Annotated in this window: 19 protein-coding genes; 9 read left to right on the forward strand and 10 right to left on the reverse strand. The window is 73.2% G+C overall.

Going from position 1 to position 22413, the window contains the following annotated elements; all coding sequences use genetic code 11:
• A complete protein-coding gene (locus KLI87_RS12655) occupies positions 1–1512 on the forward strand; it encodes a sensor histidine kinase KdpD (RefSeq protein WP_214617087.1) in 1512 nt (503 codons plus the stop codon).
• Between the two features lie 13 nt (positions 1513–1525).
• Here KLI87_RS12655 and KLI87_RS12660 read toward each other — a convergent pair whose 3' ends face one another.
• The 9 genes from KLI87_RS12660 to KLI87_RS12700 form a co-directional block, all read right to left on the reverse strand.
• A complete protein-coding gene (locus KLI87_RS12660) occupies positions 1526–2212 on the reverse strand; it encodes a response regulator transcription factor (RefSeq protein ID WP_214617088.1) in 687 nt (228 codons plus the stop codon).
• 100 nt (positions 2213–2312) lie between these two features.
• The gene (locus tag KLI87_RS12665; RefSeq protein WP_214617089.1) at positions 2313–3947 is read right to left on the reverse strand and encodes an amidohydrolase; all 1635 of its coding nucleotides are present in this window, start codon (positions 3945–3947) and stop codon (positions 2313–2315) included.
• Entirely contained in the window at positions 3948–6929 is a 2982-nt protein-coding gene (locus KLI87_RS12670; RefSeq protein ID WP_173390807.1) for an aminotransferase class III-fold pyridoxal phosphate-dependent enzyme, read from the reverse strand. It abuts the gene before it with no gap.
• A gap of 58 nt (positions 6930–6987) precedes the next feature.
• Complete coding sequence (locus KLI87_RS12675) at positions 6988–8130, reverse strand: ABC transporter ATP-binding protein (protein WP_156217666.1); 1143 nt, start codon at positions 8128–8130, stop codon at positions 6988–6990.
• Positions 8127–8960 carry an ABC transporter permease gene (locus KLI87_RS12680; protein ID WP_156217665.1) on the reverse strand — a complete coding sequence of 278 codons (834 nt, stop codon included), beginning with the start codon at positions 8958–8960 and terminating at the stop codon, positions 8127–8129. The genes KLI87_RS12675 and KLI87_RS12680 overlap by 4 nt, the downstream gene beginning before the upstream one ends.
• Entirely contained in the window at positions 8953–9834 is an 882-nt protein-coding gene (locus KLI87_RS12685; RefSeq protein ID WP_156217664.1) for an ABC transporter permease, read from the reverse strand. Before KLI87_RS12685 ends, KLI87_RS12680 begins: the two co-directional genes overlap by 8 nt.
• 7 nt (positions 9835–9841) lie before the next feature.
• Entirely contained in the window at positions 9842–10891 is a 1050-nt protein-coding gene (locus KLI87_RS12690; RefSeq protein WP_156217663.1) for an ABC transporter substrate-binding protein, read from the reverse strand.
• 45 nt (positions 10892–10936) lie between these two features.
• Positions 10937–12253, reverse strand: a complete 1317-nt coding sequence (locus tag KLI87_RS12695) for an aspartate aminotransferase family protein (protein WP_214617090.1) — start codon at positions 12251–12253, stop codon at positions 10937–10939.
• A 10-nt stretch (positions 12254–12263) separates the two neighbouring features.
• Positions 12264–13724, reverse strand: a complete 1461-nt coding sequence (locus KLI87_RS12700) for an aldehyde dehydrogenase family protein (protein ID WP_156217662.1) — start codon at positions 13722–13724, stop codon at positions 12264–12266.
• 134 nt (positions 13725–13858) lie between these two features.
• Here KLI87_RS12700 and KLI87_RS12705 point away from each other — a divergent pair, with 134 nt between their 5' ends.
• From KLI87_RS12705 to KLI87_RS12735, 7 genes are all read left to right on the forward strand, one after another.
• Positions 13859–14350: a MarR family winged helix-turn-helix transcriptional regulator gene (locus KLI87_RS12705; RefSeq protein WP_156217661.1), complete on the forward strand. Its 492-nt coding sequence runs from the start codon at positions 13859–13861 to the stop codon at positions 14348–14350.
• 111 nt (positions 14351–14461) lie between these two features.
• Entirely contained in the window at positions 14462–15412 is a 951-nt protein-coding gene (locus KLI87_RS12710; protein ID WP_156217660.1) for a hydroxymethylglutaryl-CoA lyase, read from the forward strand.
• Entirely contained in the window at positions 15399–16142 is a 744-nt protein-coding gene (locus KLI87_RS12715; RefSeq protein WP_156217659.1) for an enoyl-CoA hydratase/isomerase family protein, read from the forward strand. Before KLI87_RS12710 ends, KLI87_RS12715 begins: the two co-directional genes overlap by 14 nt.
• Positions 16139–17326, forward strand: coding sequence for a CaiB/BaiF CoA-transferase family protein (locus KLI87_RS12720; protein ID WP_214617091.1), 1188 nt, complete (start codon positions 16139–16141; stop codon positions 17324–17326). Before KLI87_RS12715 ends, KLI87_RS12720 begins: the two co-directional genes overlap by 4 nt.
• Positions 17327–17328: 2 nt before the next feature.
• Complete coding sequence (locus KLI87_RS12725; protein WP_214617092.1) at positions 17329–18279, forward strand: enoyl-CoA hydratase/isomerase family protein; 951 nt, start codon at positions 17329–17331, stop codon at positions 18277–18279.
• Entirely contained in the window at positions 18276–19880 is a 1605-nt protein-coding gene (locus KLI87_RS12730) for an AMP-binding protein (RefSeq protein ID WP_214617093.1), read from the forward strand. Before KLI87_RS12725 ends, KLI87_RS12730 begins: the two co-directional genes overlap by 4 nt.
• Positions 19877–20845 (forward strand): nitronate monooxygenase family protein, encoded by a 969-nt coding sequence (locus tag KLI87_RS12735; RefSeq protein WP_214617094.1) that lies wholly within the window; start codon positions 19877–19879, stop codon positions 20843–20845. The genes KLI87_RS12730 and KLI87_RS12735 overlap by 4 nt, the downstream gene beginning before the upstream one ends.
• 151 nt (positions 20846–20996) lie before the next feature.
• On the opposite strand, the gene KLI87_RS12740 is transcribed toward KLI87_RS12735, so the two are convergent.
• Positions 20997–21518, reverse strand: a complete 522-nt coding sequence (locus tag KLI87_RS12740) for a DoxX family membrane protein (protein WP_214617095.1) — start codon at positions 21516–21518, stop codon at positions 20997–20999.
• A 229-nt stretch (positions 21519–21747) separates the two neighbouring features.
• Between KLI87_RS12740 and KLI87_RS12745 the strand changes: the two genes are divergently transcribed.
• Positions 21748–22377 carry a superoxide dismutase family protein gene (locus tag KLI87_RS12745; RefSeq protein ID WP_156217656.1) on the forward strand — a complete coding sequence of 210 codons (630 nt, stop codon included), beginning with the start codon at positions 21748–21750 and terminating at the stop codon, positions 22375–22377.
• Positions 22378–22413: the final 36 nt, after the last annotated feature.

The following is a 22413-nucleotide window of genomic DNA, read 5'->3' on the forward strand; positions in this document are numbered from 1 at the left end:
GTGGCCGGCACCGCCCCCGGCGACACCCGCGACACCACCCCGCAGCGCGGACAGGACGTCGCGCACTCCTGGACAGGGCACCCGATGACACCCCACCGCACCCCGCGCCCGGCCCGCCACCGGAGCGCCCCGCTGCGCCGCCACCTGCTGGGATGGCTGATCGGCTGCACGGCGCTCGCCATCGTCGTCTCGGCCGTCCCGCTGACGCTCACCATCCAGCGGCTCTACCGCGACGAGGCCGTGGCCAACCTGGACCGCGCCGCGCAGGGGCTCCAGTTCGCGCAGGAGGCGCAGACCTTCCACCCGGAGACCGTCCGCCCGCAGAGCATGCCCGACCCCCTGCCCGTCCCCGGGGGGCCCAGCGACGTGCCGGGCCACGGCACCCGGCCAAGGCCCTCGCCCCGCGCCTCGTCCGGCGCCTCGCCGGGAACCGGCGCCCAGGCCGGGGCCGGCACCTCCGGCGAGACCGTCGAGGCGTTCCCGCGGATGCCCGAGCCCGGCGTGAAGTCGCCGGTCGTCGGGCTGTACGGGCCCACCGGATCGCGCTTCGGCGGCGACGGCCCGGCCAGCTCGGCGACCGCCGCGCTGGCGCTGGACGGCCGCATCCACGACGCCGTCGAGGACGGCCAGCTCACCGCCACGGCCCCGCTGCTGCACCAGGACGGGTCGATCACCGTCGTCCGCGTCGGCGTCCCCTACGCCCGGGTCCGGCACCGCACCGAGCGCGCCTGGGCGCTGATCGTGCTCGGCGGGCTGCTGCTGCTCCTGCCCTCGCTCGTCGCCGCGTCCCGGCTCGCCGGCCGGGCCGCGCGGCCGGTCGAGCAGCTCGCCGAGGCCGCGCGGAACCTGGAGGAGACCGTGGCGCGCGAGCGGCTGTTCAGCGCGGACGTCGCGCACCAGCTCCGCACGCCGCTGACCCGGCTGCTGCTCGGCCTGGAGGCCGGGCTGTACCGCGCCGACGACCCGCGCGCGGCGATCCGGACGGCGGTCGGGCGCGGCTGGTCGCTGGTCGACACCGTCGAGGAGATGCTCCAGCTCGCCCGCGAGGACCACACCCGCGAGCAGGTCGACGTCGGCGCGCTGCTGGCCGAGGTCCACGCCCGCCGCGCGCCCGACGCCGACGCGGCCGGGCGGCGGCTCGTGCTGGCCGCCTCGCCGCCGCTGCCGCCGGTGCAGGCCGCGCCCGCCGCGCTGGCGCAGATCCTGGGCGGCCTGATAGACAACGCGCTCGCGCACGGCGCCGGGACGATCACCGTGACCGCCCACCACGCCGACCCCGGGCTCGCCGTCGACGTCATGGACGAGGGGCCGGGGCCCGACCCCGACGACGACGTCTTCCAGCGGCGCCCGCCGTCCGAGGCCACCGAGCAGGGCCCCCGGCACCGGATCGGGCTCGCGCTCGCCCGCTCCCTGGCCCACGCGGAAGGGGGGCGCCTCTACCTCAGCAGCACCGAGCCCGTCGTGTTCACGCTCATGCTGCCGACGGCGGACCGGCCCGCGCCCTCGGCCTGACCGCCCGCCGGGATCAGATGATCTCGTAGCGGTAGCCGTGCCCGCGCACGGTGGAGATGCGGCCGGGATCGTGGCCGTGCGCGGACAGCCGCCGGCGCAGGGCGCAGACGTGCACGTCCAGCGTCTTGGTGGCGCCGAACCAGTTCGCGCCCCACACCTCGCGCATCAACTCCTCCCGCGAGACGTCCCGCCCGGCACGCGCGACCAGCGCGAACAGCAGGTCGAACTCGCGGGGCCGCAGGGCCATCTCGGCCCCGCCGACGAACGCGCGCCGGGCGGCGACGTGCAGCCGCAGGTCGCCGACCGACACCAGGCCGATGCCCGGACGCGGGTGGCCGCGCCGCCGCAGCGCCCGCAGCCGCGCGAGCAGTTCGCCGAGCCGGAACGGCTTGGTGACGTAGTCGTCGGCGCCCGCGTCCAGCGCCATGACGACCTCGGGCTCGCGCGTGCGCGCCGTGAGCACCAGGATCGCGACCTCGGGGACCGAGTCGCGCAGCCACCGGCACAGCGTCACACCGTCCATGTCGGGCAGCCCGAGGTCGACCACGACGATCTGCGGCGGGCTGTGCAGGACCGCCCGCGCGGCGGGGCGGCCCGCCCGGCTCCAGGTGGCCGCATATCCCTGTTCGGTCAGTATCTCGACGAGATCCGAGCCGATCTCGGGGTCGTCTTCGACGATCAGCAGATCACCAGGGGACACGAAACCATCGTAGAACGCTCCGTCCCGATCAATCGGGAGGGGTATTTCACACCCCGTCCGGCGTATTCACATTTCAATATGACCCACGGCGAGTGATCGATCAGGCCGAATGAACGATCCTTCCCCCGGCGACGGTGAGGGTGGTGGACAGCTCCCGCAGTTCGGCGATCTCCGCGGTCAGCGGGTCGCCGTCCAGGACGGCGAGGTCGGCGAGGTGGCCCGGGGCGATCACACCCTTGTGGTGGTCGGCGTGCTCGAAGTGCGCGGCGTCGCTCGTCCACAGCCGCAGCGCCTGCTCGCGGGTGAGCCGCAGGTCCTCCGGGACCTCGGCGAACGGCCCGGGGGCCGCGCCGACGAACGTCGCCATGCCGCGCCGCCAGTCGGGGAAGGTGACCGGCGCGTCGGAGCTGTCGGCGACCTTCACCCCGGCGGCGAGCAGGGCGCCGGCGGGGAACGCCCGCGCCCAGCGGTCCGCGCCGATCGAGCGGGTCATCGACGCGCCGCTGTAGGACTTCATCAGCGAGCTGGTGATCACGCCGACGCCGTGCTCGGCCATGCGCGCGTAGGAGTGCTCGGCGAGCAGCGTGCCGTGGATGAGGGCGTGCCGCGCGTCCGGCCACGGGTCGGCCTTCTGCGCGCGGGCGAACCCGTCGATCGCGGCGTCGGCGGCGCGGTCGCCGGTGACGTGCACCTGCGCCTGGAGCCGGTTGCGGTGCGCCAGCTCGATCAGGCGCATCAGCTCCTCGTAGCGGGCGTCCTCGTCGTCGCCGTGCGTGACGAGGTGGCCCGTCCCGCCCTCGGGGTAGGGGTGGTGCAGCCACGCGCTGCACTGGGTGGGGACGCCGTCGGCGAACAGCTTGCAGCCGCCGACGCGCAGCCAGTCGTCGCCGAGGCCGGTGGACAGGCCCGCGTAGGACAGCGACCGCGCCAGCCCCTCCGACGTCGTGGACGTGGACGGCCAGTCCCAGTGCAGCAGCGTGTTCACCCGGAGCGTCATCCGGCCCTCGCGGCGTAGCGTCGTGTAGTCGCGCAGCAGCTCGGGCCACACGACCGGGTCGGTGGCGCTGGTGAAGCCGAGGGAGTTGAGCACCCGCATCGCCGAGACGATCGCGTCCAGCCTGTCCTGCTCGGTGTGCGCCGGGACGTGCCGGGTGACCAGCTCCTTCGCCGACTCCAGCAGGTGCCCGGTCGGCTCGCCGGAGGGGTCGCGCTCGATGACCCCGCCCGGCGGGTCCTGCGTGTCGCGGGTGATCCCGGCGATCTCCAGCGCGACGGTGTTGACCAGCACCGAGTGCCGCGAGGCGTGGTGCAGCAGCGCCGGCCGGCCGCCGGTCGCCGGGTCGAGGTGCGAGCGGTGCGGGACCGGGTCGAACTCGGGGATGTTCGCCTCCCGGAACCCCTCGCCGATCACCCAGTCGCTGCCGGCGGGCCCGGGGCCCGCCCCGGCCAGCTCGGCGTGCAGCGCGGCGAGCGAGGTGACGCCGTTCAGGTCGGCGCCGAGCGCGGCCAGGCCGAACATCGCCAGGTGCAGGTGCGCGTCGTTGAGGCCCGGGACGACCGTGCTCCCGGCGAGGTCGACGGTGGAGGTGCCCGGGCCGACGAACTCCCGGACGTCCCGGTCGTCGCCGACCGCGACGATCCGGTCGCCCGCTACCGCGACGGCGGTCGCGGTGCGCGACCCCCCGTCCAGCGTGAGGACGTTTCCGCCGAGCAACACCAGATCCGCTGCGGGCATTTACCAGCCTTCCTCTAGAACGGCGTCCAACGCGGCGGCGAACTCGTCCGCGTGGTCACGGGTGAACGACAGCGGCGGCTTCAGCTTGAGGATGTTCCACGCGGGCCCGGTCGGGTAGACGAGGACACCGCGGTCCTTCAGCCGCTCGCAGATGAGCAGGGTCTCCTCCGACGCGGGCTCCTTGGTCTCGCGGTCCAGCACGAACTCGACGCCGCTGTAGAAGCCCTGGCCGCGCACGTCGCCGATCAGCTCGTGCTTGGGCGCGAGCGCGGCGAGCACGTCCCGCAGGTACTGGCCGGTCTCCAGCGCGTTCTGTTGCAGGCCCTCCTCCTCGACGACCTTCAGCAGTTCCAGGCCGACCGCGCAGGCGACCGGGTTGCCGCCGTAGGTGGAGAAGAACCTCCCGGTGGCGTCGAACGCCTGCGAGATCTCGCGGGTGGTGACCATCGCCGCCACCGGGAAGCCGTTGCCCATCGCCTTGCCCATCGTCACGAAGTCCGGGACGACGTCGGGGCCCTGCGTCTGGAAGCCCCAGAACGCCTCGCCGAGCCGTCCGAACCCGACCTGGACCTCGTCGGCGATCGTCATCGCGCCGGCCCGGGACGCGGCGGCGAAGATCGGCGCCAGGTAGCCGGGCGGCAGCACGACCTGCCCGCCGCCCGCCAGCAGCGCCTCGAACAGGTAGGCGGCGGGCGGGCGCCCCTCGGCGGCGAGCCGGTCGAAGGTCTCGATGACGTGCCGGGCGTAGTGCGCCCCCGCCTCCGGGTCGTCGTAGCCGTAGCGGCCCCGGTAGCGGTCGGGGACGGGCGTCGGGTGGGTGGTGTCGGGCTTGCCGTAGTGCTTGTAGCGCGACGGGCTCACGTCGGCGACCGTCGTCGTGTAGCCGTGGTAGGCGTCGTCGATGATCACGACGTCGTCGCGCTTGGTGAGGTAGCGCGACATCCGCAGCGCGAGGTCGTTGGCCTCGCTGCCGGAGTTGACGAAGTAGACGACGTCGAGGCCGTCGGGGAGCGTCGCGGTGAGCCGCTCGGCGTACTCCGACAGCACGTCGTACACGAACCGGGTGTTGGTGTTCAGCCTGCCGAGCTGCCGCGCGGCGACGTCCACGAGCCGGGGGTGGCCGTGCCCGACCAGCGTGACGTTGTTCAGCGCGTCCAGGTAGGAGCGGCCGTGCTCGTCGTAGAACCGGCAGTCGCGGGCGCGGACCATCGCGATCGGGTTGGTGAAGTAGGTGGGGTGGCTGTTCGGCAGGTGGTGGTGCCGCTTCGGCAGCGCGCGTTCGGCGGTGGGCCGCCAGGCGGTGACCGCGTCCCGCGCGCCGAGCAGCGGGGTCGGGTCGGGGAACAGCCCGCGCCAGAGCGCGGCGCCGTCGCCGGGCGCCAGGTGCGGGACGTCCGGCCAGGACGCGACGGGCGCGCCCGTCACCTGGATCCGCACGCGCGGCGGCAGCCCGTCGCCGGTCGCGGCGGCGACCTCGCCGAGCGCGCCGCCCGCCGCGACGTCGTCGCCGGGGGCGAGGCGCGTGGCCACGCCGGAGTGGACGGTGCGGAAGCGCACGCCCTCGGCCGGCTCGTGGACCAGCACCAGCGCCGGCTCGGCGGCCTCCACCCGCCCGGCCAGCGGCGCCCGGACCGGCGTGCCGGACGCGGCGAACACCTCGACGCCGAGCGTGACGTCGGCGCCGCGCCGCCGCGGCGCGAGGAACCGGGGTTCGGCGTAGCGGCCGACCGGCGTCCCCGGCCCGAAGGCGAGGATCGCGGCGCGGGCGGCGGCGCGCAGGGCGTCGGGCTCGCGGGGGTCGGCGCCGTCGTAGCACTCGCCGCTCGCGCCGAGGTCGATCGGCGCGAGCGCGCCGGCGACCGGCGGCGTGATCGCGGCGGCGTTCCCGGCGAGCCAGGCGGCGGCCGTCGCGGTGGCGGGGTGGGCGGGCAGCCCGCACGCCGTGCGGACGGCCGCCGCCCCCACCTCCGCCGGGACCCCGGCCAGCAGCCGGGCCAGGTCGGCGGCGCCGGAGGAGCGGTGCCGGGGGTCGCCGTGCGCGCGTCCGGCCGACAGCCGCGCGGTGGTCGCCGCGACCGCCGCCGAGCGGATCGCGACCAGCGGGAACAGCAGGTCGATCTCGTCCTCCGACAGCGGGCACGCGCCGTGGTAGGCGGCGGTGAGCGTCGCCGCCACCTCCAGCGGGCGGTCCGCGCCGCGCATCGCGCTGGACAGCAGGATCGCGAGGTCGGCGACCCGGGGGGCGGGCGCCGCGTCACCGAAGTCGATCACTCCGGAGACGCGGGCGCGGTTGCCCTCGGCGCGCACCAGCACGTTGAAGACGTTCAGGTCGTGGTGGACGACCGCGACCGGCAGCCCGCCGAGCCGTTCGTCCAGCAGCGGGAGGTAGCGGGCCTGGATCAGCGCGGCGGCGGCCCGCAGCGCCGGGTCCTGGACGTGCGGCAGCGAGTCGGCGAGCGCCGTCCCCGCGTGCGCGAACTCCCAGTAGTGCGCCTCGGGCGGGCTCGGGTGCGTGAACCCGGCGGTCGCGGCGGCGAGCCGTCCGGAGACCGCGCCGACGTCGGCGAGCAGTTCGGCCGAGCGGCGCGGCGCCTCGGCCAGCGGCGCGCCGGGCACGAACGTCAGCAGCCGGACGAGCAGCCCGTCCACGATCCGGTCCCGCGCGCCGTCCCGGTCGGGGACGACGCGCGGTACCTCGAACCCGAGGTCGCGCGCCGCGAGGTGGTCGAGCAGCGCCGTCTGGAACTCCGCCGCCCGCCGCTCCCCCGGCCCGGTGACCTTCAGGACGTAGCGTGCGCCGGTCTCGTCCGTCACCTGCGTGTTGCGGTCGGTCTCGCCCGCCAGCGGCCGGAGCGTGACGGAGTCGAGCCCGTAGCCGTCCCGCAGGACGTCCCGGAGGAAGCCGTCGCTCACCTCGGGCGGGCCGGCGGTGATGCGCCCGTAGCGCGGGTCGGTCGCGGTGCCGTCGGTGTGCGGTGCCACGGAAGGAACTCCATTCGCGAAGGTCATCTCGGATCGGTGCGGGTGGAGGGGCGGCGGATCACGCCCCGGCCGGGACGGCGGCGGGCGCGGCGGGCCCGCCCGCGTGGTCGCGGACGATCGCCTGGTGCCGGGGGTCCCAGCTCACCGTGACGCCCTCGCCCGGCATCGCGGGCAGCGGGGAGCCGACCGGGTGCGAGGCGAGGCCCTTGGTGCCGTCGGCGAACCTCAACCCGACCTGGTGCCGGTCGCCGACATAGACGATCTCGGTGACGGTCGCGCCGATGTGGTTGTGCTCGGCGTGGACCTCGGTGTCGTCGACGTGCAGCTTCAGCCGCTCGGGACGGACGACCGCGACGCCCGCGCACCGGTCCAGCTCCGGGTCCAGGCGCGGCGCCCGCAGCTCGTGCCCGCCGCAGCGCAGGATCCCGGCGGCCTTGTCGACCGTCCCCCGGAACCCGGTGGACTCGCCGAGGAACTCGGCGACGAACAGCGTCTCCGGCCGCTCGTACAGGTCGGCGGGCTTGCCGACCTGCTCGATCCGGCCCTCGTTGAACACCGCGATGCGGTCGGAGAGCGTCAGCGCCTCGTGCTGGTCGTGGGTGACGAAGATGAACGTCATCCCGAGCTCGCGGTGCATCCGCGCGATCTCCCGCTGGAGCTGGTCGCGCAGCCGCTTGTCGAGGGCGCCGAGCGGCTCGTCCATCAGCAGGGCGCGGGGCTCGTAGACGACCGCGCGGGCCAGCGCCACCCGCTGCTGCTGGCCGCCCGAGAGCTGGCCGGGCAGCCGGTCGGCGTAGTCGCCGAGGTGGACGAGGTCGAGCGTCTCGGCCACCCGCCTGGCGATCTCGGCCTTGGGCGTCTTGCGCTGCTGGAGCGGGAACGCGACGTTCTTGGTGACGCTGAGGTGCGGGAACAGCGCGTACTGCTGGAACACCACGCCGAGGTCGCGCTTGTGCGGCTTCAGTCGGGACACGTCGCGGCCGTCGATCTCGATCGACCCCGCCGACACCGACACGAACCCGGCGAGCATCGACAGCATCGTCGTCTTGCCCGACCCGGACGGGCCGAGGAACGTCATGAACTCGCCGTCGGCGATGTCGAGCGACACCTCGTCCACCGCCGGGTGCGACGTCCCGGTGTAGAGCTTGGAGACCCCCTTGATGCGGATTCCGCGGGCGGCTTCCTGGCTGTTGGGGTTCATCGTGTCCTCCGCTCGCGGCGCACGAGCTGCGGGACGAGCAGCACGAGGGTGGTCGCGACCACCATCACGCTCGACGCCGCAGCGATGGTGGGGTCGATTTCCAGGGTGATGGAGTTGTACATCTGCACCGGCAGGGTCTGGATGTCGGGCGTTTGCAGGAACAGCGCGACGACGACCTCGTCGAGCGAGGTGACGAACGCGAAGGCGAAACCGGACAGCACGCCCGGCAGGACCTGCGGCACCGTGATGCGGAAGAACGTCGTCCACGCGGTGGCGCCGAGGGTCGCGGCGGCGATGTCCTGCGTCCGGTCGTACCCGGCGAGGCTGGTGGACACCGCCGTCACCACGAACGGCAGCGCGAGGACGGTGTGGGCGATCACGAAGCCGATCGCGGTGCCGTTGAGCTGCCAGCGGATGAACACGCCGTAGATCGCGATCGCGACCACGATCCCCGGCATGATCATCGGCGCCATCATCAGCTGCCGGACGGCGCCGCGGCCGCGGAAGCGCGACCGGGTCAGCCCCAGCGCGACCGCGACCCCGAGGATCGTCGCGGCCACCGCGACCAGCAGCCCGATCTGGACCGAGGTGAGAAGCGCGTACATCCACTTCTCGGAGCCGAAGAACGACTTGTACCAGCGCAGCGACCAGGACTTCGGCGGGAACTCGAACGTCGTGGCCCCGGAGAAGCTCATCGGGATCACCACCACGGTCGGGGCGATCAGCAGCAGCGCGGTCAGCCCGACGGCCGTCCGCAGGCCCCAGCCGATCCCGCCGTCCCGCTGCGCCTTGACCGGTTCCCTCTCGCGGGTCTCCGTCGCCTCAGTCATGGGTCACCGCCCCTCCGAGGGCCCTCGCCGGTCCGCCGAACCGCGACACGATGAACAGCACCAGCAGCGTCACGCCGAGCAGGACGGTGCCGAGCGCGCCCGCGCCGCCGAAGTCCAGCAGCTTGCTGACGCGCTCGCTGATCACCTGCGAGATCAGCGAGTTCTGCGGCGACCCCAGCAGCGCCGGGGTGATGTAGAAGCCGAGCGTCATGATGAACACCAGCGAGAAGCCCGACAGCATGCCCGGCACCGACAGCGGGACGTACACCCGCCCGAACGCCCGCCAGCGCGGGGCGCCGAGGCTGCCCGCCGCGTCCAGCAGCCGGGGGTCGATCTGCTCCATGGCGCTGTACAGCGGCAGCACCATGAACGGCAGCATCACCTGCACCATCGCCACCGTGACGCCCGCGACCGTGCCGAGCAGCACGACGCCGTCGAAGCCGATCAGGCCGAGGAACCGCTCGATCGGGCCGCCGCGCTGCTCCAGCATGTACCAGGCGAAGTTGCGGGCCATCAGCGACGTCCAGAACGGCAGCAGGACGATCACCGTCAGCACCGCGCGGGTCCGGGGGCGGACCTTGGTCATCGCGTACGCGTAGGGGTAGGCGATGACCAGGGTCGTCGCGGCCACGATGAGCGCGGTGACCAGCGTCCTGACGAGCACCTTCACCGACAGGCCGTCGTGCAGCAGCGCCGTGTAGTTCCCGAACCCGGCGTCGGGCTCGGTGAGGCTGCGCCACACGATCGTCGCGATCGGATAGAAGAAGAACACCAGCAACAGCGCCGTCGCCGGCAGGACGAACCAGGCCGCGCGCCCCCGAGGGCGCGTCGCCTCGCGTCCCTGCGACCGAGCCTTGATCGTCGTGGTCGTCATGGATGCCTCACCCCGCGAGCCAGGTGGTGTAGCGCTTGGTGACCTCGTCGAAGTTCTTGCCCCACCACTGCGAGTTCGAGCGGACGATCGACTGCTTGCGGTCGGGCGTGAACGGGTTGACCCGCTGCTGGATCGGGTCGTACTTCGGCACGATGCTCTCGTTGATCGGCTGGACGGAGGCCAGCTCGGCCAGCTTCGCCGACGGGTCGTTCCGGGAGGCGAAGGCGATGAACTTCATCGCCTGTTCCTTGTTCGGAGCCCCCTTGGGCACCACCAGGTCATCCCAGTTCACTACCGTCTTGTCGAAGACGGGCTCGAACGGGGCGCCCGCCTTGAGCGACTGGTAGGCGCGGGCCGACAGGACCAGCGACATGTCGACCTGGCGGTCGACCATCATCTGCTGCTGCTGGCCGTAGGTCTTCGCGAACGTGGTCGACTTCTTGATCGGGTCGAGCTTGCGGAACGCGCGGTTCAGGTCCAGCGGGTAGAGCTGCTTCTCCTGGACGCCGTCGCCGAGCAGGGCCGCCTCCAGCAGGCCGACCGCGATCTCCGGCGGGACGATCCGCCGCCCGGGGTACTTCTGGACGTCGAAGAAGTCACCGATCTTGGTGGGCGGGTTGTCCTTGTACTTCTGCTTGTCGTACATGAAGATCAGGCTGTAGTTGTAGGCCGGGACGCCGCAGTCCCCCACGGTGTCCGGCGGGAAGACGTTCTTGTCGATCACGGAGAAGTCGAGCTTCTCCAGGTACTTGCCGCAGTACTGCTCGGCGGCGGCGGCGCTGGTGTCGACGACGTCCCAGCTCACCTTGCGCGCCTCGACCATCGTCTTGATGCGCGCCTCGTCGGTCGGCCCGTCGTTGCGGACCTTCACCCCGGTCTGGGCGGTGAACGGCTCGGCCCACGCCTTGTTCTGGTAGTCCTGGAAGGGGCTGCCGGTCGACACGAACGTGAGCGCGTCGCTCTTCTTCGACGGGTTGCCGATGCCGCATGCCGCGACCATGGTCACGGCCAGACCGGCGGCCGCGGCCCTGGTCTTGATGCCTATGTTCCGACGCACGGTCTCCTCCAGTGCTCGGTGGTGTGGTCCCCGACGGATTTTTAACTAGTGCGCCGCCCTGACCTGCTCTTTCAGGACCCGCGCGAGGGTATCCACCTGCTCCTCGGTGATGACCAGAGGCGGAGAGAGGACGATGCTGGTGCCGGAGGCCCGGACGATCACGCCTTCGGCGCGCGCCCCGGCCTGCACCCCGGAGGTGTCGCCCCCGGTGAACTCGATGCCGAGCATGAGCCCGACGCCGCGGACCTCAAGGACGTGGTCGAGCTCCTCAAGGGGTCGCAGCGCGTCCAGCAGCCGCGTACCGAGCGTGGTGGCTCGTTCTAGAAGATTTTCCCGCCGCAGGATCTCGATGTTGGCGAGGGCGACGGCGGCGCCGACAGGATGGCCGTTGTAGGTGAAGCCGTGCAGGAAGGCCGCGCCTTCGGCAAGGTCGAGCACGCGCTGGCCGATGAGAACGGCCCCCATTGGAATGTATCCGCTGGACAGGCCCTTCGCAGTGACGATCATGTCGGGCTCGATGCCGTAGCGCTCGCTGGCGAACCAGTGGCCGGTGCGCCCGAACGCGGTGACGATCTCGTCGACGATCAGCAGGATGCCGTGCCTGCGCAGGACCTCCTGCACCCTCGGCCAGTAGCCGTCCGGGGGCGGGACCATGCCGCCGACGCCGAGGACGGGCTCGCCGATGAACGCGGCGATCCGCTCCGGGCCGATCGACTCGATCCGCTCCTCCAACTCGGCGATCAGCCGGTCGGCCGTGCCGGGGTCCCCGGCGACGGCGTGCGGCTTGCCGAGGAACTCGATGCCCGGGACGAGCGGCCCGTAGCCCTCCCGCAGCCGGTCGATGCCGGTCGCGGCGAGCGAGCCGCCGCCCATCCCGTGGTACCCGGCCGAGCGGGCGAGCACGATGGTGCGCTCGGGGTGCCCGGCGTGGTGCTGCGCGAGCCGCGCCAGCTTGATCGCCGTCTCGTTGCCCTCGGAGCCGCCGTTGGTGAAGAACACCCGCCGCAGGCCCGCGGGGGCCAGCTCCAGCAGCTTCTCGGCCAGCTTGATCGACGGCTCGTTGGAGTAGTCGCCGAAGGAGGAGTAGAACTCCAGCTTCGCGATCTGCTCGGCGGCGGCGTCGGCCAGCTCGCGGCGGCCGTGGCCGACCGGGCACTGCCACAGCCCGCAGGTGCCGTCGATGTAGGAGCGGCCCTGCACATCCCACACCAGCGCACCCTCGCCCCGGTCGAGGACGAGCGGCTCGGCCGGCTCCCCGATCACGCTGTGCGGGTGGACGATCGTGCGGACGTCCCGCTCGGCGAGGTCCCTCGCCTGTGCCGCACCCGCCCGCTCGCGGGTGGCCTGCTGCTCCATCGTCATGCCACCGTCCTCACAGCTTCACCGAAACGGACTTGGTCTCCAGGTAGGCGTCGATGCCCTCGCTGCCGCCCTCGCGCTCCTGGCCGCTGTTCTTCATGCCGCCGAAGGGCAGCTCGGGCCGCACCGGCGCCGGGTCGTTGACCGCGACGATGCCGAAGTCCAGGGCCTCCACCGCCCGCCAGACCCGGCCGAGGGCCGAGCCGAAGACGTAGGCGGCGAGCCCGTACTCGCTCGCGTTGGCGCGGTTCAGGGCGTCCTCGTCGTCGTCGAAGGCGTAGATCGGCAGTACCGGCCCGAACGTCTCCTCCGAGCTGATCAGCATCGAGTCGTCCACCCCGGTCAGGACGGTCGGCTCGTAGAACGCGCCGGCCAGCCCGGGGCGCGCGGCGCCCTCGGCGCTCCAGCGGCGGCCTCCGGCGGCGACCGCGGCGCCGCGCTTGACGGCGTCGGTGACGTGCCGCTCGACCTTGTCGAGGCCGGCGAAGTCGATCAGCGGGCCGAGCGTCGTGCCCTCGTCGGCGCCGTGCCCGGGGCGCAGCGCCGCGACCCGCTCCAGCAGCAGCGGCAGGAACGCCTCCAGCGCGCCGCGCTGGACGTACAGGCGGTTGATCGCGATGCAGCTCTGCCCCGCGTTGGCGAACTTGGCGGCGCTGACGGCCGCGGCGGCGGCGGGCAGGTCGGCGTCGTCGAACACGACCGCCGGGGAGTGCCCGCCCATCTCCAGCGAGGTCCGGCGCAGCCGCGACCCGGTGGAGCGGATCAGGCTCAGCCCGACCTCGGTCGAGCCGGTGAAGCTGACCTTGCGCAGGCGCGGGTCGTCCAGCAGCGCGCCGACGACCTCGGCCGGGCGGGTCGTGGTGATCGACTGGAGCACGCCGGCGGGCAGCGCGGCGGCCTCGTTGATGATCCGCACCAGCTCGGTGCCGATCATCGGGGTCTGCTCGGCGGGCTTGACGATCACCGGGCAGCCGGCGGCGAGCGCGAGGCCGACCTTGCGGACCAGCATGCTCGCGGGGAAGTTCCAGGGGGTGATCGCGAGGGCGGGGCCGACCGGGGTGCGCAGCACCAGCCCGGGGCCGTTCGGGTTGCCCGGGGTGACCCGCCCGTCGGCCCGGCGGCCCTCCTCGGCCGCCCAGTCCAGCATCCGGGCGCTGCCCATGACCTCGCCGCGCGCCTCGTGCAGCGGCTTGCCGTTCTCACTGGTCATCAGCTCGGCGAGCGGCCCGGCGGCGGCGCGGATCGCGGCGGCGGCGGCGCGCAGGGCCGTGGCGCGGTCCTCCGAGCCCGTCGCGCGCCAGCCGGGGAACGCCGCGCAGGCGGCCTCCAGCGCCGCGAGCGCCTCGTCCGGGCCGGCGTCGGCGGCGTGCGCGACGACCTCCAGCGTCGCCGGATCCACCACCTCGAACGCGGCGGGCCCCGTGCGCCACTCCCCGTCGATCAGCAGGGTGGCGGTGGACGGCTCTGCGGGCATTGCGCCCTCCCTCGTACTGTGGGCAGGTATGCGGGTCAACCGACGGTGATCGGTACAGGTCAGCAGTCTGAGAACCAAGTGTTGTATTTGTCAACACCTATCGCGGTATCGATTCGCGGCTTTACAGTGGGCGCATGAACGCAGATCCCGCCCGCTCCGCGGATCCCGCCGCCGAAACGACAGCACTCCTGCCGATCCGGGAGCTGTTGTCCTACCGGCTGCACCGCGTCGCGAACGCGCTGTCGCGCAGCGCCGCCCTCCGCTACCGCCGCGAATACGGCGTCAGCCTGCACGAATGGCGGACGGTCGCGCTGCTCGGCGCCGACGAGCCGCAGACCGTCAACCAGCTCGCCCGCCTCGCCGGGCTGGACAAGGCGCAGATGAGCCGGGTGGTCGGCAAGCTGACCGAGCGCGGCCTGCTGGAGCGCCAGCCCGGCCCCGGCCGCACCACGCAGCTCTCGCTGACCCGCAGCGGGAAGTCGCTCTACCGCGGGCTGATCTCGGCCGCCAACGACCGCAACGCGGCCTTTCTCGCCTGCCTCAGCCCTGACGAGCAGGAAGTCCTCGACTCGGCGCTGCGCAAGCTGGCCGCCGTGGGCCGCGCGCTGGAGCGTGCCGAACACTGACGGTCACCGCTCGCGCACGTCGCGTCGTGCGGTGTTGACATCATCAACACCAGCCGTGTATCCCTCAAGGTGATGACCCGTGTGGCGACACTTCAGGAGGGGCGGCCGTACATGACCGACGGAGTCACGATCTGCGAATGCTTCGCCCGTGACGGCCTGCAGCACGAGGAGACGCACGTCCCGGCGGACGTCAAGATCGCCCTGATCGGCGCGTTCGCCGACGCGGGGTTCCGCCGCGCCGAGGCGACCTCCTACAGCCACCCCGGGCGGGTCCCGGCGTTCGCCGACGCGAGCGAGGTCCTGGCCGGGCTCCCCCGGCCGGCGGGCGTGTCGTACAAGGCGACCTGCCCGAACCCGCGCGCCGTCGAGCGCGCCCTCGCCGACCTCGACGCCGGGCACGGCGCGCACGAGCTGAGCCTGCTGGTCTCGGCGAGCGAGTCGCACACCGAGCGCAACATGCGCACCACCAGGGAACGGCAGTGGGCGAGGATCACCGAGATGGTGCGGCTCGCCGCCGGGCGGTTCAGGCTGGTCGGGGTGGTCTCGGTCGCGTTCGGCTGCCCGTTCGAGGGATATGTCGACCCCGGCGTCGTCGCCGAGGACGCGGCGCGTTTCGCCGACCTCGGCGTGGACATGGTCACGCTCGGCGACACCACCGGCCTCGCCACGCCGAGCGCGGTGAGGTCCCTGTTCCAGCGGGTGTCGTCGGCCCGGCCCGACATCCCGGTCGTGGCGCACTTCCACAACACCCGGGGCTCGGGCATCGCCAACTGCGTGGCGGCGCTGGAGGCCGGGTGCCGCGACTTCGACAGCTCCCTGGGCGGGGTGGGCGGCCACCCCGCCCGCATCCAGTACGGGGAGGGCATGACGGGGAACGTCTGCACCGAGGACCTGGTGAACCTGCTGGAGTCCGAGGGGGTGGACACCGGGCTCGACCTCGACAAGGTCATGGCCGCGTCCCGGATGTGCGAGGAGGCGCTCGGCCGGACCCTCTACAGCATGGTCGCCCGCGCCGGGTTCGGCCCGGCCGGCCGGAAGGAGTTCCAGGATGCTCACGCGTGAAACGTCGACCGACGTGCTGGTCACCGAGGACCACGGCGCCGTCCGTGTGCTTCGGCTGAACCGTCCCGCCAAGCTGAACGCGCTGAACACCGAACTGACCGCCGCGCTGCTCGCGGCGCTCCAGGCGGCCGACGCCGACGGCGCCGTCCGCGCGGTCGTGCTGACCGGGACGGGGCGCGCGTTCTGCGCGGGCGCCGACCTGACCGAGTTCAAGGACCTGACGCCCGCCGACCAGGGCGCGGTCGTCCAGCGCGCGGAGCTGACGATGCGCAGCCAGATGCTCCCGCAGCAGCTCACCAAGCCGGTGGTCTCCGCCGTGCGCGGGCACGCGATGGGCGGCGGCGCGGGCCTGGCGATCGGCTGCGACATGATGGTCGCCGCGTCCGACACCAGGCTCGGCTACCCCGAGCTGCGGCACTCGCTGGTCCCGGCGGTCGTGATGACCGGGTTGCAGCGGCACTTCGGCCGCAAGCTCGCCTTCGAGCTGGTCAGCACCGGCCGGATCCTGAGCGCGGCGGAGCTGGCCGAGTACGGCATCGCCAACCGGGTCGTCGAGCCGGGCGAGGAGGTCGAGGCGGCGCTGGAGATCGCGACCGGCTGGGCCGAGGTGAACGCCGACGCGATGATCGCGGCCAAGGCGCTGTTCTACCGGGTCGCCGACCTGCCGTTCGAGGAGGCCATGCGCACCGGCGCGGACGTGAACGCGATCATGCGCGGGTTCCGCCCGTGAGGCCACTGGACGGGATTCGCGTACTGGACTTCTCCCGGGTGCTCGCCGGGCCCATGGCCACCCAGATCCTCGCCGACCTCGGCGCCGAGGTGATCAAGGTGGAGCGGCCCGGCGGCGGGGACGAGTCGCGGCTGTTCGAGCCGAAGCTCCCCGGCGGGGAGAGCGCCTACTTCTTCGCCTTCAACCGGGGCAAGCGCTCCATCACGCTCGACCTGTCCTCCCCCCGGGGGCAGGAGATCGCGCGGGGGCTCGCCCGGCAGGCCGACGTCCTGGTCGAGAACTTCCTGCCCGGCGCGATGGAGCGGCGCGGGCTCGGCTACGAGGCGCTGGCGAAGGAGAACCCGCGCCTGGTGTATGTGTCGGGGACGGGCTTCGGCCAGACCGGGCCCTACTCCGACCGCAAGGGCTACGACACGATCTTCCAGGCGCTGTCGGGCGTCATGGCGCTGACCGGCCACCCGGACACGCCGCCCGCCAAGGCGGGCGTCCCGGTCGCCGACCTGACCTCGGGGCTGTGGATCGTGATCGCCGCGCTCGCCGGGCTGGCCGGGCGCGACGCCTCGGGGCGCGGCGGGCACGCCGATCTCGCGATGATGGACGTGCAGGTCAGCCTGCTCGCGGTGGCCGCGGCGCGGCTGTTCGCGCTGGACGAGGACCCGGTGCGCACCGGCACCGGGCACCCGGGGCGCGTGCCGTCGGCCGCGTTCGAGTGCGCGGACGGCCGGTGGCTGCACATCAGCGGCAGCGACCACCACTGGCGCCCGCTGTGCAAGGTCCTCGGCCTGGACGAGCTGGCGGGCGACCCCGGCCTCGCCACCAACGCCGGACGCGTCGCCCGGCGCGCCCACGTGACCGCGGCCCTCACCGAGGCGTTCGCGGGGTGGCGGCGCGACGAGCTGGCCACGGCGCTGCGCGCGGCGGGCGTGCCCGCCGGCGAGGTGAACTCGGTGCGGGAGACGCTCGCCGACCCCCACACCGTGGAACGCGGCATGGTCCGGCACTTCGACCACCCCGTCGAGGGCCGCTTTCCGGCGCTGCGCACCCCGCTGCGCATCGACGGCTACGACGATCCGAAGCCCGCCGCGCCGCCGCTGCTCGGCTCCGACACCGCCGCCGTGCTCGGCGAGCTGCTCGGGCTCGGCGAGGCGGAGATCTCCCGGCTTCGCGACGAAGGGACGATTTGAGCATGTCCGCTGGCAGTGCCGACGAGAGGGACGACGATCCCGTGCTGGTGCGCCGGGAGGACGGCGTGGCGCACGTCGTGCTGAACCGGCCGGCCGCGCGCAACGCGCTGAACCTCCCGATGTGCCACCGGCTGCGCGAGACGTTCGCCGAGCTGGACGCCGACCCGGACGTCCGCGCCGTCCTGCTGCGCGCGAACGGGCCCGCGTTCTGCGCGGGCGCCGACCTGCGCGAGCGCAAGGGGCGGGACGAGGCGTGGGTGCGCTCGCGGCGGCTCGCCTCCTTCGCCGCCTACGAGGCGATCGAGCGCTGCTCCAAGCCGGTGGTCGCGCTGGTGCAGGGCCCGGTCGTCGGGTCGGGCGGGGAGATCGCCATGTCCTGCGACTTCGTGGTGGCCTCCGACGACGCCACGTTCCGGTTCCCCGAGCCGCACTGGGGCACGGTCGGCGCGACGCAGCGGCTCCAGCGGGTGATCGGCAAGCGCCGCGCGAAGGAGCTGCTGTTCACCTCCCGGACGATGGGCGCCGAGGAGGCCGCGGCGGTGGGGCTGGTCGCGCGGATCGTCCCGGCGGCGGAGCTGGCCGAGGCCGGGGAGCGGCTCGCGCGGACGATCGCGGACGCGCCGCCGCTCGCGATGGCCCTCACCAAGCAGGCGATCGACCTCGGCGCGGAGACCGACCTCGCCAACGGCATCAGGATCGAGATGGCCGCGATCGAGCGCTGCCTGGCCGACGGCGCCTGGCGCGCCGGGGTCAGCGCGTTCGACGGGTCGATCCGTCCGGCCTCGGGAGAACAGGCTTTTCCGGGGGGTGTGGGGGGTCGTCCCCCCTCGGAGAAACAGGCTCTTCCGGGGGGTGTGGGGGGTCGTCCCCCCTCGGGAGAACAGGCCCTTCCGGGGGGTGCGGAGGGTCGTCCCTCCTCGGAAGACCAGACTGGGAAGAGGGAGGGCCGGTGAACCTGGAGGCGATCTGCCCGCTGACCGCCGACGCGGCGCTGCGGCGCGCGGCGGCCGTGGGCGCGGACGTCCAGGCGGTCGTCTCCGCGCAGGGGAACATCACCTACGCGGAGCTGGACGCGGAGGTCGCGGCCGTCCGCGCGGCGCTGGCCGCCGCCGGCGTCGGCCGGGGCGACCATGTCGCGGTCTGCCTCGGGAACGGTCCACGCTGGGTGTCGCTGTTCGTCGCGATCGGCTCGCTCGGCGCGGTGACCGTGCCGGTCAACACCCGGCTGCGGGCCGACGAGATCGCCTACGTGCTGCGGCAGTCCCGCGCGACGCTGCTGTTCACCGCCGACCGGTTCCTCAGCAGCGAGTTCACCGCGATGCTGCGGCGGATCTGCCCCGGCGTCGACAAGGCCCTGCCTGACCCGGCGCTGCCCGACCTGAGGGACGTGGTCGTGCTCGGCGCGGACGTGCCGTCCGCCGCGCGGTCGTGGGAGGACTTCCTCGCCGCGGACGCGCCGCCCGTCGAGCCGTGCTCGGCGCCCGGCGACGTGCTGCTGATCCAGTACACCTCCGGCACGACGTCCTATCCGAAAGGCGTCCTGCTGACGCACCGCAACATGTGCGCGGACGCGTTCTTCTCCGGCGCGCGGCTCGGGCTGCGCGCGGGCGACCGGTTCCACAGCGCGCGGCCGTTCTTCCACGCGGCGGGCAGCACGCTGTCGGTGCTGGCGTGCCTCCAGCACGTCACGACGCTCGTGACCATGGACCGGTTCGAGGCCGGCGAGGCGCTGCGGCTGATGGAGGCCGAGCGCTGCACGCACTTCTCCGGCAACGACACGATCGCGCTGATGCTGCTCGACCATCCGGACCGTCCGGGACGGAGGCTGAACCTGCGCGGCGCGTGGGCGGCGGCGTCGCCCGGGATCGTCCGGCGGATCATCGACGAGCTGGGCGCCACCGAGTGCGTCGTCGGGTACGGGTTGTCGGAGGCGTCCCCGAACGTGGCGCAGTCGGCCTGGTGGGAGCCCGAGGACGTGCGGGCGTCCGGGCGGATGCTGCCCGAGCCCGGCGTCGAGGTGCGGCTGCGCGACCCCGAGACCGGTCGCGAGGTGCCGGCCGGCGGGGTCGGGGAGATCCTCGTGCGCGGCTGGAACGTCATGAAGGGCTACTTCGAGATGCCCGACGAGACGGCCGCCGCCCTCTCCCCCGGCGGCTGGCTGTCCACCGGCGACCTCGGACGGCTCGGCCCGGACGGGCGGCTGGAGTTCGTCGGCCGCGCCAAGGACCTGATCCGGGTCGGCGGCGAGAACGTCTCCCCGACCGAGGTGGAGGACTGCCTGCACCGCCATCCGAAGATCAAGCAGGCGGCGGTGGTCGGCGTGCCCGACGCGCGGCTGATCGAGGTGCCGTTCGCGTTCGTCGTCCTCACCGAGGGCCGCGAGGCCGAGCCGGAGGAGATCCTCGGCTGGGCGCGCGAGCGGCTCGCCGGGTTCAAGGCGCCCCGCCACCTGCGGGTCGTCGCGGGCTTCGAGGAGTTCGGCATGACGGCCAGCTCGAAGGTGCAGAAGCGGCACCTCGCCGAGCACGCGCGCAAGCTGCTGGAGGACGGGTGAGGATCGACACGCCGCTCACCCGGCTCCTCGGGACCGACCTGCCGATCGTCCAGGCCGGGATGTCGTGGGCCTCGTCGGGCTCGGCGCTGCCGCTCGCGGTCTCGCGCGCGGGCGGGCTCGGCGTGATCGCCGCCGGGCCGATGCGGCTGCCCGACCTGGAGCGCGCCATCGACGAGGTCGAGGCGGGCACCGACCGCCCGTACGCGGTGAACCTGCCGCTGTACCGCAAGGGCGTGGACGAGGTCATCGACCTGCTGTGCGAGCGGCGGGTGCCGATCCTGATCGCCTCGCAGGGCGGCCCGAAGCGCTACCTGCCGCGGTTCAAGGACCTCGGGACGACCTGCCTGCACGTCGTCGCGGGCGAGGAGCACGCCGCCAAGGCCGTCGCCGCCGGGGTGGACGGGCTCGTCGTCGTGGGCGCGGAGGCGGGCGGCCATCCGCCCGCCGCGCTGGTCTCCACGCTGGTCATGGTGCGGTCGGTGGTGCGGTCGGCGCCCGGCGTCCCGATCGTCGCCTCGGGCGGCTTCGCCGACGGCGCGGGCCTCGCGGCGGCGCTGTCGCTCGGCGCGGACGGCGCGCAGTTCGGCACCCGGTTCCTCGCGAGCGTGGAGTCGAACCTGCATCCCGCCTACAAGGAGGCCGTCCTCGCGGCCGGGGTCGGCGACACCCGGACGGTCGGCCACCAGCTCGGCATGATCCGGCTGCTGGCCAACGAGTTCGCCGACCGGATGGGCGAGCTGGAGCGCACCGGCGCGGAGCTGGACCTGCGGCGCGCCGTGTTCGCCGCGTCCACGCTGCGGATGGCGGCGTTCGAGGGAGACGTCGTGCGGGGCAAGGTCGAGGCCGGGCAGTCGGCGGGCCTGGTGAAGGAGATCCTTCCGGCGGCGGAGATCGTCGGGGAGCTGGTGGCGGAGTACGCGGCCACCCTCGGCCGTCTTCCCCGGGTCGATCAGGGACCTTCCTGAAGCCGGGGCCTTTCTGAAAGGGAATACCGCGCTTGCGCGCGAGGTCATCTGTCGCTGTCCCCTCACGGCGGGTCGCCTTTTTCGGACCGGCCATTACGATGGCCCGCCGTGAGGGTGGCTCAGCGCTGAATATCAGCGCGGGGAGTCGGCCTCAGCGCAGGAACGGGTAGCGGCGGACGAGGGCCGTCCGGGACCAGGGGCCCCCGAGGCCGAGGACGTCGCCGGCGTTGGCGTACGCGGCCGCGACGAGCAGCGCCGCGTAGATCCAGTGCTCGTCCATGAACGGGTTGGCCTCGGGCCACAGCGAGGCGGCCCACAGGTTGAGGAGCAGGAGCGTTCCACCCGCCGCGGCGATGCGCAGGCCGATGCCGAGGGTCAGCGCGATCCCGAGGCCGCCGAGACCGAACACGAAGGCCGCGTCGACCCAGGTCTGACCTGCCATGGCGTGGAACATGCCCTTGAAGGGGCCTTCGGTGTGGCTGAGGAAGCCCTTGGACGGGGAGGTCCCGTCCAGCCAGCCGGACTTGGTCGGCTTGCCGAAGCCGAAGAGCTTGTCGAGGAAGGCCCAGAGGAAGATCCAGGCCAGGAACAACCGTCCTACGGCGAGGACGTAGGGGGCGGGATGGGAGGCTGTGCGGGGGGCGTGGGACGTGGGGTGGGTCCTGACGGACATCGTGGCTCCCGTTTGGCGGGGACAGGGGTGGGGCCGATCCGATAGGTAAGTTTCCTATTAATTCTTGGATAAGACCAGACCCCTTCACCTGCGTTCTGACCGTCGCTGCCAATCCTTGTTCCTTGCCTGCCCGGTTCGCCGGAACCCTTGCGCCGCAGGGCCTGCCGCGCTACCAAGGGCCCCGGCGGGTGCCTTGCCCCCGTTGCCCGCCCATCCGGAAAGGGACGGAATGAAGAAGATCCTTTCGGTCGCCCATCTCACGGTGCTGGCCACGGTCGGCGGGCTCGCGGGGACGGTGGCGGTATCGGCCGCCGTCAACGCCGCCACCGACGGCGGCCACCGCGCCCTCACCGCCCAGATCCGCGACGCCAAGGGCAACGTGGTCGGCGCGCTCACCGTCGCCGACCAGGGCCCCACCCACGAGAGGCTGACGGTCCGGGCGTGGAACCTGCCGCCCGGCTTCCACGGCTTCCACGTCCACACGACCGGCAAGTGCGACCCCGAGGCCGTCGACCCGAACACCGGCAAGGTCAGCCCGTTCTTCACCGCGGGCGGCCACCTGAACCTCGACTCCACCCACACCCACCCCTCGCACTCGGGCGACCTGCCGACGCTGCTGGTCGACGAGAACGGGCGCGGGTCCGGTGAGACCGTCACCGACCGCTTCCAGGCCAAGCACCTGCTGGACGCCGACGGCAGCGCGATCATCATCCACGCGCTGCCCGACAACCAGGCCAACATCCCCGACCGCTACACCACCGCCGACGGCAAGAAGGGGCCGGACGCCGCGTCCCTCGCCACGGGCGACGCGGGCGGACGCTTCGCCTGCGGCGTGATCGGCCAGGCCAAGCGGAACTGACCCCGGAACTGCCCCCCGCGCCCGGCAGCGCCCTTG

Origin of the sequence: Actinomadura sp. NEAU-AAG7 (genome assembly GCF_018603865.1) — a bacterium.
GTDB classification, from domain to species: Bacteria; Actinomycetota; Actinomycetes; order Streptosporangiales; family Streptosporangiaceae; genus Spirillospora; species Spirillospora litoris.

Excerpts from the sequence above, each read along its gene's own strand:
- KLI87_RS12665 (WP_214617089.1), bottom strand. The coding sequence starts at position 3,947 with ATGCCCGCAGCGGATCTGGTGTTGCTCGGCGGAAACGTCCTCACGCTG.
- KLI87_RS12675 (WP_156217666.1), bottom strand. The coding sequence starts at position 8,130 with ATGAACCCCAACAGCCAGGAAGCCGCCCGCGGAATCCGCATCAAGGGG.
- KLI87_RS12680 (WP_156217665.1), bottom strand. The coding sequence starts at position 8,960 with ATGACTGAGGCGACGGAGACCCGCGAGAGGGAACCGGTCAAGGCGCAG.
- KLI87_RS12685 (WP_156217664.1), bottom strand. The coding sequence starts at position 9,834 with ATGACGACCACGACGATCAAGGCTCGGTCGCAGGGACGCGAGGCGACG.
- KLI87_RS12695 (WP_214617090.1), bottom strand. The coding sequence starts at position 12,253 with ATGACGATGGAGCAGCAGGCCACCCGCGAGCGGGCGGGTGCGGCACAG.
- KLI87_RS12700 (WP_156217662.1), bottom strand. The coding sequence starts at position 13,724 with ATGCCCGCAGAGCCGTCCACCGCCACCCTGCTGATCGACGGGGAGTGG.
- KLI87_RS12705 (WP_156217661.1), top strand. The coding sequence starts at position 13,859 with ATGAACGCAGATCCCGCCCGCTCCGCGGATCCCGCCGCCGAAACGACA.
- KLI87_RS12710 (WP_156217660.1), top strand. The coding sequence starts at position 14,462 with ATGACCGACGGAGTCACGATCTGCGAATGCTTCGCCCGTGACGGCCTG.
- KLI87_RS12715 (WP_156217659.1), top strand. The coding sequence starts at position 15,399 with ATGCTCACGCGTGAAACGTCGACCGACGTGCTGGTCACCGAGGACCAC.
- KLI87_RS12725 (WP_214617092.1), top strand. The coding sequence starts at position 17,329 with ATGTCCGCTGGCAGTGCCGACGAGAGGGACGACGATCCCGTGCTGGTG.
- KLI87_RS12740 (WP_214617095.1), bottom strand. The coding sequence starts at position 21,518 with ATGTCCGTCAGGACCCACCCCACGTCCCACGCCCCCCGCACAGCCTCC.
- KLI87_RS12745 (WP_156217656.1), top strand. The coding sequence starts at position 21,748 with ATGAAGAAGATCCTTTCGGTCGCCCATCTCACGGTGCTGGCCACGGTC.